The sequence below is a fragment of the Halobacillus alkaliphilus genome (assembly GCF_900113125.1).
Classification (GTDB): Bacteria; Bacillota; Bacilli; order Bacillales; family Halobacillaceae; genus Halobacillus; species Halobacillus alkaliphilus.
The window spans coordinates 54,422-66,707 of sequence record NZ_FOOG01000010.1 but is presented as its reverse complement, the minus strand read 5'-3'; the positions used below and the strand labels follow the sequence as shown (position 1 = coordinate 66,707).

At 40.9% G+C, this 12,286-nt stretch carries 14 protein-coding genes and 1 pseudogene; 6 read left to right on the top strand and 9 right to left on the bottom strand.

Annotated elements, in window-relative coordinates:
- Positions 1-170: 170 nt before the first annotated feature.
- The 3 genes from BMZ06_RS08060 to BMZ06_RS08050 are packed head-to-tail and all read left to right on the top strand — an operon-like array spanning position 171 to position 2,899.
- Positions 171-776 (top strand): anthranilate synthase component II, encoded by a 606-nt coding sequence (locus BMZ06_RS08060; RefSeq protein ID WP_089751587.1) that lies wholly within the window; start codon positions 171-173, stop codon positions 774-776.
- Complete coding sequence (gene pabB, locus BMZ06_RS08055) at positions 773-2,497, top strand: aminodeoxychorismate synthase component I (protein WP_089751540.1); 1,725 nt, start codon at positions 773-775, stop codon at positions 2,495-2,497. The genes BMZ06_RS08060 and pabB overlap by 4 nt, the downstream gene beginning before the upstream one ends.
- 33 nt (positions 2,498-2,530) lie before the next feature.
- Complete coding sequence (locus tag BMZ06_RS08050) at positions 2,531-2,899, top strand: thiol-disulfide oxidoreductase DCC family protein (RefSeq protein ID WP_089751539.1); 369 nt, start codon at positions 2,531-2,533, stop codon at positions 2,897-2,899.
- 11 nt (positions 2,900-2,910) lie between these two features.
- Here the strand turns inward: BMZ06_RS08050 and BMZ06_RS20630 are convergent, their stop codons facing one another.
- From BMZ06_RS20630 to BMZ06_RS08030, 5 genes and pseudogenes are all read right to left on the bottom strand, one after another.
- Positions 2,911-3,087, bottom strand: a complete 177-nt coding sequence (locus tag BMZ06_RS20630; protein WP_014645080.1) for a hypothetical protein — start codon at positions 3,085-3,087, stop codon at positions 2,911-2,913.
- Positions 3,088-3,117: 30 nt separating this feature from the next.
- A complete protein-coding gene (locus BMZ06_RS08045) occupies positions 3,118-3,429 on the bottom strand; it encodes a DUF3796 domain-containing protein (RefSeq protein WP_089751538.1) in 312 nt (103 codons plus the stop codon).
- Entirely contained in the window at positions 3,422-3,631 is a 210-nt protein-coding gene (locus BMZ06_RS08040; RefSeq protein WP_089751537.1) for a helix-turn-helix transcriptional regulator, read from the bottom strand. The genes BMZ06_RS08045 and BMZ06_RS08040 overlap by 8 nt, the downstream gene beginning before the upstream one ends.
- 366 nt (positions 3,632-3,997) lie before the next feature.
- Positions 3,998-4,383: pseudogene (locus BMZ06_RS21270) on the bottom strand (biotin transporter BioY).
- 100 nt (positions 4,384-4,483) lie between these two features.
- Positions 4,484-5,494 (bottom strand): NADP-dependent oxidoreductase, encoded by a 1,011-nt coding sequence (locus BMZ06_RS08030; protein WP_089751536.1) that lies wholly within the window; start codon positions 5,492-5,494, stop codon positions 4,484-4,486.
- A 148-nt stretch (positions 5,495-5,642) separates the two neighbouring features.
- Between BMZ06_RS08030 and BMZ06_RS08025 the strand changes: the two genes are divergently transcribed.
- Both BMZ06_RS08025 and BMZ06_RS08020 read left to right on the top strand, forming a co-directional pair.
- The gene (locus BMZ06_RS08025; RefSeq protein WP_089751535.1) at positions 5,643-6,407 is read left to right on the top strand and encodes a GNAT family N-acetyltransferase; all 765 of its coding nucleotides are present in this window, start codon (positions 5,643-5,645) and stop codon (positions 6,405-6,407) included.
- On the top strand, positions 6,385-7,095 hold the full coding sequence (locus tag BMZ06_RS08020) for an alpha/beta fold hydrolase (protein WP_089751534.1): 711 nt from the start codon (positions 6,385-6,387) through the stop codon (positions 7,093-7,095). Before BMZ06_RS08025 ends, BMZ06_RS08020 begins: the two co-directional genes overlap by 23 nt.
- Positions 7,096-7,129: 34 nt before the next feature.
- Here BMZ06_RS08020 and BMZ06_RS08015 read toward each other — a convergent pair whose 3' ends face one another.
- Positions 7,130-7,495 (bottom strand): DUF779 domain-containing protein, encoded by a 366-nt coding sequence (locus BMZ06_RS08015; RefSeq protein ID WP_089751533.1) that lies wholly within the window; start codon positions 7,493-7,495, stop codon positions 7,130-7,132.
- A gap of 24 nt (positions 7,496-7,519) precedes the next feature.
- The gene (exaC, locus tag BMZ06_RS08010) at positions 7,520-9,040 is read right to left on the bottom strand and encodes an acetaldehyde dehydrogenase ExaC (protein WP_089751532.1); all 1,521 of its coding nucleotides are present in this window, start codon (positions 9,038-9,040) and stop codon (positions 7,520-7,522) included.
- A 199-nt stretch (positions 9,041-9,239) separates the two neighbouring features.
- On the opposite strand from exaC, the gene BMZ06_RS08005 reads away from it, so the two are divergent.
- Positions 9,240-10,115, top strand: a complete 876-nt coding sequence (locus tag BMZ06_RS08005) for a 5'-3' exonuclease (RefSeq protein ID WP_089751531.1) — start codon at positions 9,240-9,242, stop codon at positions 10,113-10,115.
- Positions 10,116-10,145: 30 nt separating this feature from the next.
- On the opposite strand, the gene BMZ06_RS08000 is transcribed toward BMZ06_RS08005, so the two are convergent.
- Together BMZ06_RS08000 and BMZ06_RS07995 are read right to left on the bottom strand one after the other, a co-directional pair.
- The gene (locus tag BMZ06_RS08000) at positions 10,146-11,408 is read right to left on the bottom strand and encodes a helix-turn-helix domain-containing protein (protein ID WP_089751530.1); all 1,263 of its coding nucleotides are present in this window, start codon (positions 11,406-11,408) and stop codon (positions 10,146-10,148) included.
- A gap of 151 nt (positions 11,409-11,559) precedes the next feature.
- Positions 11,560-12,192: an SDR family oxidoreductase gene (locus BMZ06_RS07995; RefSeq protein WP_089751529.1), complete on the bottom strand. Its 633-nt coding sequence runs from the start codon at positions 12,190-12,192 to the stop codon at positions 11,560-11,562.
- Between the last annotated feature and the right edge of the window lie 94 nt (positions 12,193-12,286).

Genomic DNA, 12,286 nt, shown 5'->3' with positions numbered 1-12,286 from the left:
CGAGCATACTTTCTTTTCATTCTAATACAGGAAAAGAATTTTTTCGATTCTTTTTTACGTAAAAGCGTTAATATAACTTGATGATTTTCCCCTAAGAAAATATAGTATCAAATGAGAAAGCTTGTATAATGATATTAGAAACCATTACATCAAGTGAAGGTGCTGCTATTATGATTTTAATCTTAGATAATTATGATTCATTTACTTATAATCTTGTGCAATATTTTAAACAAATCCATGAAAATGTAAAAGTATATAGAAACGATCAGATATCTATTGAGGGTATTAAAGATCTTAATCCTGATTTTATTGTTCTGTCTCCCGGCCCTGGGTCACCTAAAGAGACTGGGATATGCCGGGACGTTCTCAAACAGTTTCATCAGACCACACCAATTCTTGGCATATGTTTAGGCCATCAATTAATTGTTAATTTCTTTGGGGGCAAGGTGAGGGAGGGGGGCAGTCCCATGCACGGAAAAGTCACGAAGATTAACCATGATGGGGACACCGTTTTTCGGAACATTCCAGCGGCTGTCCAAGTCACGCGTTACCACTCCCTTCATACCCCGCCGGAAGAGCTTCCTCCTATGCTTGAAGTTAGTGCTGTATCGCAAGACGGGGTAGTGATGGCCGTGAGGCATCGGAACCTGCCTATAGAAGGTATTCAATTTCATCCAGAGTCCATCATGACAGATTACGGGTTTCAGATGCTCATTAATGCTTATCAATCCGCTATTTCCAAAAGTAGTCTGGAAATGGAGGGAGCGCTTCAATGAAAGGGCCGACGTTATTATTCGAATTTAGTGATCATTATGGAGCCAAGAGCCCAAAGAGATTTGTTGACCCGGAGCGTGTTATTTCTGCGGAAACAGTCGAACAGGTGGAGCAAGCGTTTCTTGAAGTTGAACAAGCATTGCAGCAAGGCTTTTATGCCGCAGGATTTGTGTCCTACGAAGCTGCACCTGCATTTGACAAGGCTTTAAAAGTTCATTCGAACTCAGAATGGCCGCTGGTCTGGTTTGGAATATTTAATGAACCTGTCTCTACCGAAGCAAGTCCCCGCTCGGACTCGTTTCAGGTATCAGATTGGCTCATGGAAGGCGATTACAACCAGTATAAAGAAGGCATAAGAGAGATAAAAAAGGCCATAAAGCTGGGAGAGACTTATCAGGTAAACTACACAACCAGGCTGAAGGCAGACTTTACGGGAAATGAATATGCATTTTATAGAAAACTGGCTGCTGCACAGAAATCTTCATACAGTGCTTATATTAATACGGGCACGCACCAGCTATTATCCGCTTCACCTGAGTTGTTTTTCCGTATCGATGATGGGACTATTACCACGAAGCCGATGAAAGGTACAGCCCCCCGTGGAAGGTTTCTTGAAGAAGATGAAAAACGGAAAGCCGATCTTCTTCGTTCAGAAAAGGAACGCTCTGAAAATCTGATGATTGTGGATTTACTTCGAAATGATCTCGGGAGAATTGCTTTACCCGGATCCGTCCATGTACCTGAGCTCTTTGAAGTGGAGACTTATCCAACCGTGCACCAAATGACTTCAACGATAAAGGGACAACTCGATGATTCCTTCAGTATGTGGGATGTCTTTCAAGCTTTATTCCCGTGTGGATCTATTACGGGCGCCCCTAAAGTTCGGACGATGGAATATATTAGAGAATTAGAACACAGTCCGCGTGAAGTGTATTGCGGAGCTATAGGATATATGACCCCTGAAAAGGAAGCCGTTTTCAACGTTCCAATTCGTACTGTAATGTTGAATAATGGAACGGCAGCCTATGGAACAGGCGGGGGAGTGACATGGGAATCTACGTCTGAGGGAGAGTATGAGGAGATCCATACAAAGGCGAGGCTTCTCACAGAAACTGTTCCTGAATTCCGGTTGTTAGAAACAATGAGATTGGACGATGGAAGGATTTCTTTACTTCCTTATCATCTGAAACGTGTACAAAATTCTAGTGATTATTTTGGATTTAAAGTTGATCAGGCCCTGCTGCTACGGAAAATAAGTGAAATTACTTCTCTTCATCGAGAAGGATTGCACAAGGTAAGAATGTTGGTGGATCAAGAAGGGAACCCTGAAATTGAGTGCAGAACATTAGATGAATTCCCGTCAGCTTTAGAAGCCGAATTGGCCGATCAGCCAGTTGATGAGCAAGATCCTTTTTTGTTCCATAAAACGACTCACAGAAAAGTTTATGAAAAACATCAAAAGAAGAGTAGAATGGTATTGCTTTGGAACCAAAAAGGTGAATTAACAGAGTTTACCATCGCTAACCTTGTGGTGAAATTTAATGGAGAATTTTACACGCCACCCATTTCCTGCGGCCTGCTTTCAGGTACTTACCGAAAACAATTAATCGAAGAAGGGAAACTTAAGGAGCAGGTTTTAAGGAAAGAAGAGTTGGAAAAGTACCAGGAAATATGGATGATAAATAGTGTTCGCGGATGGGTTAGAGTTCATCTTATGGATTAGTCAGCACTTCGATGGATCAAAGGAGATGATGGAATGAAACATGTGGTTTTTTATGATGCTCAGTGTCCTTTCTGTTACCAGATTAAGAGAGTTTTCAGCAAGTTCGACTGGTTGAGCCAAATTAAGTGGGTTTCTGTTCAAGCAATCGAGCAAAGTGGAAAGTATCCCTACTTAGAAGGCCGTAACACCCTGGATGAGATTCATATGCTGACGAAGGAGGGAGAGATCAAGAAAGGGTTCTTTACTATACGGAGATTAATGCTAGTATTGCCACCCGTTTCTTTAATTGGTCTTCTTCTTTATTTACCAGGTTTGAATCTTATCGGAGACCCTTTTTATCAATGGTTTTCAAGCCACCGATACCAATGGTTCGGGCGCTATGAATACCCTAGATACTCCTAGTGAAACGCCCCCTAGTCGCGGGGGCGTTTTTTGTTCTGGCGTTTCCACATGCTTCTTGCCCCGAAAATAATAACGATAATGGCTATAATAAGCGCTGTCCAGCTCTCGTTGGCAATACCCTGGTAAATTCCATTCCCGAGAAACAATAAACACAGTAAGAGAAAAATCATGAGAGAGATCGTATTCATAGCTGTCCTCCTTAGCTTCCTGGCTTTAAATTAGTTATTTACAGCGTGATGATAAGCAAAGAGGCCATAGGCTGTCATATGCCCCACATATAGAAAAGTGAGCAGGAAGAAAGATAAGGTAACTCCTTCTACTACGATTTCCACTGCCCAGACTATAATGATCAAGGCTGAGGTAACCATCCAGCCACCTGCGCGAGCATGGACACTGATGGTATGCTGGCGCTCATCAAGTTGTCTGTTTTTCTTCATATACTTACGGTTAATCAAAAAAACCGCCAGTGCAATGGATAACCCCACAATCAATCCTGTAAGCCCAATCATGTTATTCCAGAAGTCATTCAATGTTTTCATCTCCTTCAAAAATAAATAGATCTTCGATATGACAGTTAAAAATCTGGGCAAGCTTGTGGGCAAGGACTAGAGAAGGTTTATATTTACCTTTTTCAAGAGATATCACCGTCTGTCTAGACACATTAAGCAGCTCTGAGAGTCGCTCCTGAGTCAATTGTTGATCGATCCGCTGATCCTTGATGATATTTTTCATAGCTTCCTCCAATTACATGTTTGTAAAGTTAACTTAACGTAAAGTTTACTTTACCTTTGTGGAAGCCTCAAGGTGAATGTATGATGAAAGTAAAAAAATAAGCCGGAACGGAGTCCTGGCTTATTTAAAAACTCTCTTGATAATGAACGTTGGGACTTTTCCCATCGTTTATCGTTTGTAGGGAAAATTCCCACCACCTCGATAGAAGCAGGTGTGGGAGTTGAATGATGGATTTTTTCAGTGCGAAGTCGTGGAAAGATGATTACCTCATTTTCCACGCGGGCAATTGTGGAGGGCACTCATCACTATGCCTTGTTCTTCATCGAACCTGCTTCTAGCAGTGTGGATCAAATGATTAACCTCGTTTTAAGCCACAGCTTTCCTGGAAGAATGAATTAAGTTCGCCTGTACAAGACGCCTTCTGACAGTTATTCCAATCCAGCTTGCCAGAAAGGCTTTGATCAATCCTACAGCGATAAAAGGATATACACCGGCGGTAAGAGCTTGCGGCCAAGTGAGATCTAAAACAAATTTTAATTGGATCGTGCCAAACAAAAGGGTAACAATCATTCCGGCCGTATTGGCAATAAAGCTATTAGTAAGTTGAATGAAGTTTTTTCTAAGATATACCCAGTGACAAATGCCGAAGCAATAAATCCAATGATATAACCTCCCGTAGGTCCAGCCAGCACCTGAGCCCCGCTTTTAAAACTTGCAAATAGCGCGCTGCCTATTACCGCATGTTTGATCAAAGAGAATCGGATCGATAATAAACAAAAAGAGAGCGCACAACATTTGTACGCTCTCTTAAATAGTCAGGTGAAAAAAACGGTGCACCTGCTCTATTAACTATTAAGATTTTTGAGAAGGTTCTGCTACCTTAACGAGCTGTTTACCAAGGTTAGATCCTTCAAACAGACCAAAGAAAGCGTCAGGAATGTTTTCGAACCCTTCGGTGATCGTTTCTTCGTAAGTAAGTTTTCCTTCACTCAACCATTTAGACAAGTGCTGGAAACCTTCGGAGAAGCGGTTTTGATAATCCCCTACAGTGAATCCTTTAATTAATACACTGGATTTAATTAGGTGCATTTGAATACGCGGTCCCTTGTCGTTCGGGACGTTATAAGATGCAATGGCACCACACTGGGCAATTCTTGCATATTTATTTAGAAGTGGATAGACCGCATCGGAAATATCTCCGCCTACGTTATCGAAATATACATCAATACCGTCCGGGCATTTCTCCTGAAGAGCTTCAGATACATTTTCGGTTTTGTAGTTGATAGTCGCGTCTACGCCTAGTTCTTCTTTTAAATAACTGGTTTTTTCATCTGTGCCAGCAATACCGACAACACGGCAGCCCATAATTTTACCGATTTGAACGACGGTGGAACCAACAGCACCTGCTGCTCCGGAGACCAGAATCGTTTCTCCTTCTTTAGGTTGTCCGATGTCCATTAAGCCGAAATATGCGGTAAGGCCTGGCATACCAAGAATACCTAGAGAAGTAGTGATCGGTCCCAGACTAGGATCAATTTTACGAAGACCCTCTGCTTTTTGTACTGTATATTCTTTCCATGGAAGCATTCCAGTAATAATGTCGCCTTCACTTAATTGATCGGCGTTGGATTGCACCACTTCTGCGACAGCACCGCCTTCAATAGGTTCGTTTAGTTGAAAAGGCGCAACATAGGATTTGGCGTCGCTCATTCGACCTCTCATATAAGGGTCTACGGATACGTATAACATTTTTAGGAGTACTTCTCCTGAACCAGGTTCAGGCTGGTTATTTTCTACAATTTTAATATGTTCATGCGTAGGTGCAGCTTTTGGTCTTTCTACTAAATGTATTTCACGGTTCATTTGATAAAACTCCTTTCATGGATCTCAACCTGTATTATATCGCGTAAGGTTCATAAAATGAAAATAATGTGATTGTTATTACCATATCTGGCTCAGATAAGGTAGGATGATAGGGGAACAGTGTAGAAGTAAAATCTTAGGAGGATTTATGGGACAAAAGCAAAATTTATATGAAAAAGTCAAATTTGTAATAGGGGATAATTTTATAACCATAGAAGAAACGAGCCACTTAACAGACCATGAACTTTGTCAGTTAACGGATTTCTTAGTTACAGATAAAGATATTCAGCAGGCGGACAATCTAACTATTCTAGTGAACAGCGATCGATCAACAGAAGTCGAGAAGCATCTAAAATCCTGCCAATTCCAATTTCATGATGAGAAAATCTTTGTACGATTTGATCTCAGCAAACTGTTGGATGAGGCAGCAGTTTTTACTATAAAATCACTGAGAGATATTCCTTTGGATCACTTTAAAGACGTATGGAAAAGAGCTATGGAAGGGTCTTTAAACGCTTCGTCATATTTAAGTATGGATGAACAGTTAGGAAGCGTAACAAAAGAATTGGGTTCTTCTTACATAGATACGTGTAATGTAGCTTATGAAAATAAGAAAGCTATTGGTGTGGTAATGCCTCACATTGAGCCCGGTACAGAATATGAAGGTCGGATGTTTTATTTTGGACTGGTTCCGGAAGCTCGCGGGCAAGGGAAAGGTTCGATTCTTTATAGACAGGGGTTGTATATGTTGAAGAAAGAATTTGGCGCCTTATATAGTGTAGGAGCTACAAGTGTAAACAACCACCCTATGCGTTCCGTGCTTCAACGGAACGGCTGTGAGGTTACAGAAACCATTAAATTATTTAAAAGGTCGAATAGAGGGGGATTCAATGATTCTTCACACCACTATTAAAGGAACAGGGGAGCCAGTAATATTTCTGCATAGCAGACTGGAAACAGGGATTACAGATTTTGAATACCAGTGCGACCAGTTATGTGATCAGTTTCAGGTAATCCTTCCTGACTTAAGGGGCCACGGCAATTCTTTCAGTGATGAATTTAATCATTTCTTTGAGATTACAGCTCAGGATCTTGCTGAAACGATGGATCATTTACAAGTGAAGGAAGCTCACATCATCGGCAGTGATTTAGGGGCATTTGCTGGGATTATACTGGCCCGAAATCACCCTCACAGAGTAAAGAGTTTAACGGTTTCTGGCATTTATCCCAAAAAACCTGCCCGTTGGAAGCAGTTGCATAGAAAAGAAACAGAGAAACAAAGGCGTTTACTTCGAGATAAGACTCAGATAGATTATTACAACCTCCTTCATAATACAAACTGGAGAGAATTTATTTACCTGGCAAGAAACCCGGACTGGTATCCGTTTTATTTATCCGAAGGTTTAGCTGACCTGAGGGTGCCTGTGCTTTTTATAGCGGGGGAGTCCGTTCAGTATGAAGCATCTGGCGCTTCCATTTACGGAGCTTATCCTTATATTCATAAAGCGGTTCTTCCTTTTGCCGGCCACTCTGTTCATAAAGATCAGCCAGTTATTTATAACCATATTCTCCTGCAGTTTCTTCGAAAAAAAACAATATAAACAGCCCTCTTCATGCAATAAAGAGGGCTGTTCCTTATAGTTCTGCGCTTTGAAGTTCAGCTGCTTCTTCTTTGGTAAAAGCGCGAGACCTTGATAAGAATCTTTTTCCTTCTACACCTTCTAAAGAAAACATTCCTCCGCGCCCATCTACCACATCAATAATTAATTGTGTATGCTTCCAGTATTCATACTGTTTTTTGTTTATATAAAAGGGGGAAGAACCAATTTCACCTAAAAGAATATCCTGCTTGCCTATCATTAAGTCACCATCTGGATAACACATTGGCGAACTTCCATCACAACACCCTCCGGACTGATGAAACATCAAAGGTCCATGCTTATCTTTCAGCTTATCAATTAATTCGAGGGCGGCATCCGTCGCAGTCACACGTTCGACCATCTTTTGTCACCTCCTCACTTCAGATTAATAGAATCCTAGTTTCTGAGGACTGTAGCTGACGAGCATGTTTTTAGTCTGTTGATAGTGGCTTAACATCATTTTATGGTTCTCACGCCCAACCCCAGACATTTTATATCCACCGAAGGCTGCATGGGCAGGGTAAGTATGATAACAATTGGTCCAGACTCTACCGGCTTCAATTCCCCGTCCGAAACGATAGGCCGTATTCATATCCCGCGTCCATATTCCGGCTCCCAGACCATACAGTGTATCGTTTGCAATGGACATGGCTTCTTCTTTGTCTTTGAAAGTGGTAACAGAAAGAACAGGTCCAAAAATCTCTTCCTGAAAGACACGCATATCGTTGGTTCCTTTAAACATGGTAGGCTTCACATAGTAACCATCTTTAAAATCTCCGTCCAGCTGGTTCCTTTCGCCGCCTACAAGGCATTCTGCACCTTCCTCTTTGCCAATTTGCAGGTAAGATAAGATCTTATCCAGCTGTTCAGAGGAGGCCTGAGCTCCCATCATAACTTCAGGGTCCAGTGGGTTACCTGTTTTGATGGCTTTTACACGTTCAATAGCACGGTCCATAAACTGATCATAAATTGATTCCTGTATAAGAGCTCTTGATGGACATGTGCAGACCTCGCCCTGGTTTAAAGCAAACATGACCATACCTTCAATGGTTTTATCTAAAAAGTCATCATCATCACGCATCACATCTTCAAAGAAGATATTTGGCGATTTTCCTCCAAGTTCTAACGTGACAGGGATGATGTTCTGGGAAGCATATTGCATGATCATTCGTCCGGTTGTGGTTTCACCAGTAAAAGCTACTTTATTAATGCGTGGATTCTGAGCAAGAGGTTTACCTGCTTCAAGTCCGAATCCATTTACTATATTTAGTACACCGGCAGGAAGGAGGTCTTCAATCAATTCGAGTAAGTACATAATCGATGCTGGAGTCTGTTCGGCTGGTTTTAGTACAATTGCATTCCCTGCTGCAAGAGCTGGCGCAATCTTCCAGGTGGCCATTAAAATAGGGAAGTTCCACGGAATAATCTGACCTACGACTCCTAGAGGCTCGTGGAAATGATAAGCAATTGTATCTTGATCAATTTCGCCAATTGACCCTTCCTGAGCACGTATAACAGATGCGAAATAGCGAAAATGATCCACAGCTAAAGGGATATCTGCATTTAAAGTTTCCCGTACCGCTTTTCCGTTTTCCCAAGTTTCAGCTACTGCCAATTTTTCTAAGTTCTCTTCCATCCTGTCTGCGATTCTATTAAGGATCAGCGATCGTTCGGTCACGGAGGTTTTCCCCCAGGCTTCTTTTGCCTGATGGGCAGCTTCAACAGCCAATTCCACATCTTCTTCTGTGGAACGGGCTACCTGACAGAAATTCTGACCTGTGACAGGAGTTACGTTTTCGAAGTATTCCCCGTTTACTGGGGGCGTCCATTTACCACCAATGAAGTTATCGTAACGCTCTTTGTATTGGACAATCGATCCTTCCGTATTCGGAAATGCATAGACCATTCTTACTCCTCCTCAATGTGTAGTAAAGTGTAAACGCTTACAAAAAACTTTATGTAAAGAGTAGACACTTATCTTGAAACTAGCATGTTAACAAAATTTTGTCAATTATTAGAATAATAGAGTGGTATAAACGTTTTGGTGCCTCCTTGCTCCTTTTTGTTATAATAGAGTCAACTTATCAATAAAGGGGAACAGGTGAATGACAACAACGAACCGAATCATGGTTGTAGACGGGATGGCTTTGTTATTCCGTGCTTTCTATGCTACAGCCATGAGCAATTACTATATGATTAATAGTAAGGGTACACCAACCAATGCAGTCTATGGTATGGTGAAGCACCTTTTTACAGCTATAGAAACGTATCAGCCTACGCATGTCGTCTGCTGCTGGGATATGGGGAGTCAGACATTCCGCAATGATTTATTTCCAGATTATAAAGCTAACCGAGGAGCACCTCCAGAGGAATTGATTCCACAATTTGATCTGGCTAAAGAGGTGGTCGCCTCTCTCAATATACCAAATGTAGGGCAGGCTGGTTATGAGGCAGATGATTGTATGGGAACATTAAGCCGCCTTTACAGTGAGCACTCTCAAGTGTTTCTGCTTACAGGTGACCAGGACCTGCTTCAATTATTGCAGCCCAATGTTCACGTAGTCCTAATAAAAAAAGGCTACGGTAATTATGCTGAATATCATCAAGACTCCTTTTACGAAGAAAAAGGGATTACACCTTCTCAAATGGTTGATTTAAAAGCTTTAATGGGAGACAGTAGTGATAACTATCCTGGAGTAAAAGGGATCGGTGAAAAGACGGCTCTCAAACTTTTAATGGAGCATCAGACCATTGAAGGTATTCTTGAAAATTTAGATAAATTAACAAAGGGGCAGCGTACCAAGATTGAGCAAGATCTAGAAATGCTTCACTTATCCAGACAGCTTGCCAGAATTAATTGTGAAGCAGGTGTTAACTGTTCCCTGGAGGACGCTCTGTTTTATATTGATGATGAAAAAATGGAAGCTAAATTTAATGAACTGGAGTTCCGAAATTGGAAAAAGAATTTAGTTCGCATGTAAAAGCCGGGGACATCTAAGTCCCCGGCTTTTTTATAACAAATCTTTTTTTTGGGTAAACCTGAAGTTGTTGGCTTCTTTAAAGCACATGGCTGATTTCTTATATAATCGTTTTTGGTAAAAAATATTACCGAGCATTTCCAGGTAGGTTTTATAATCTTCGTATTCATTTAACTCTCGCATACTTGGTATGATTTCATTTTCAAGCTGGTCGATGAATTCATCGTTATGAGTCGTATTGTTAATGGTGTGACGTAACACGGAAAATTTATGCTTGAAAAATATACTATGAGAATCGATTGCTTCTTGCTCGCCTAAACGAATATAATCCCACGTAGCATTCATGTCGTTGCAGTAATAATTTGTAGAGGCGAGAAGGTAGAGGGTGCTAATCTCAAAATATTTTTCAGACGTTTCAATATCCTGAGCCTTTTGTAAATAATGTAAGGCTTCTTGATATTTTTCTTGGTTGACGTAGATATAACCTAGATTATGAAATATTCTTCTTTTTTCCAACTGGGGAAGGTGATATTTAGCAAACTTGAGCAATTTAAGGAAATATTCCTCTGCGACGGAATGAATGTTCAAGTATCTGTAGTTCAAGGCAACGATCATGAAAGTGTCAACTAGTCTAGAATAATTAAGATTATTTTTATACCCTTCTATAGCTTTCTCACCGTAATAAATGGACTCAATAGACGAACGAGTTTTTAAATAGGCAAGCGAAAGGTGAAAGAAGTTCTCAAATTCACTTATGGGGAGTTTTTCCATACGTTTATTGGCTTGCAAAAAATGATGTAGACCTTCCTTTACCTCATCGCGCATTAAGTGATTAATTCCTAATGTTTTATGATAGAAAAATTGGAACTCTAGCGTAGAATCAGGGAAAATGTCCGCCAACTCTTTGAGTAAACTCTTGCTAAGCAGTTGATCTTCTTTAGTAAGAATGTGACGAGCTTGAAAGATTTTATATAGGTGTACTAATTCCACGTTATGATTATCTTCCAGAGCCAGCTCACATTTTCTTTTTAAATCATCCATTAAAGACAAGTCTCTTAGTTGAGCAGCTTCATGCCACTCCAGAAGGTCCTGATAAATCTTTTCATCAAAATCCTGGTTAATATCGTTCAGTTTTATATTTAAACGTTCTCCAAGGAGTCTGTATATTTCTTCACTGGCATTTATGGTATTATGTTCAATTTTACTCAGGTAAGAGACCGAACATATCCCGGTCGCCAGATCTTCCAGGGTCATATTATTGAACTTGCGATGTTGTTTAATTAATGAACCTTTCAATGTGCACAACTCCTTTAAAGCGCATAACTATGTATATTATATCAAATCACGCCGCTGCTCCGTGTTTTTCTCTATTTTTTCTCGAATCTTTTCCAAAATAACAAAAAACAAAAAAGCCACCTCCAGGCGGAGATGGCTTTTTTAATCTTAATTATAGAGAGCGTAAAGCTTCTTCGATTTGAGTGTCGCCTGAGATCATTTCAAACGTTTTATGGAAAACGCTTTGTTCTTGTAAAGCTGCAATCATGGTTTTGGCAACATCCGCGCGAGGAATGGAGCCTTGCTCAACTGTTTCGCCTACTTCAATTTTGCTCGTTCCTTCTTCATGAGTCAGTCCACCTGGGCGAACAATAGTATAATCAAGCTCTGTGGATTTCAAATACTCATCCGCTTCGCCCTTCATTTCTAAATAATGCTTCAATTCTTCTGGGCCGCGCTCCGGGTCTCCGGCTGCCATGGTACTCAACATAATGAATTTTTTAATGCCTAAATTCTCAGTGTGTTTGATCAAATTAATGGCGCCGTCACGGTCAACCGCTTCGGTTTGGTCGGCCCCTGTACTTGCTCCGGAACCTGCTGCAAAGATAACGGCATCTTTCCCTTTAATGGCGTGACCTACATCCTTGGTTAAGTCTGCTAATACTGGAGTACCTCCAAGTTCTTCAATCTTTGCCTTCTGTTCTTCTTTACGTACCAAACCAAATGGCTCATGACCATCTTCTTTTAGATATTGAATAAGTAAACGGCCTGTATGTCCGTTTGCTCCTGCTACTAGTACTTGCATGCTAAAACGACTCCTTCCGATAGATATGTTGTCCACTCCTTATTTAGCCTTTTTTTCAGAGCTTAAAACATAGGGACAGGTTAAAAGGAGGATG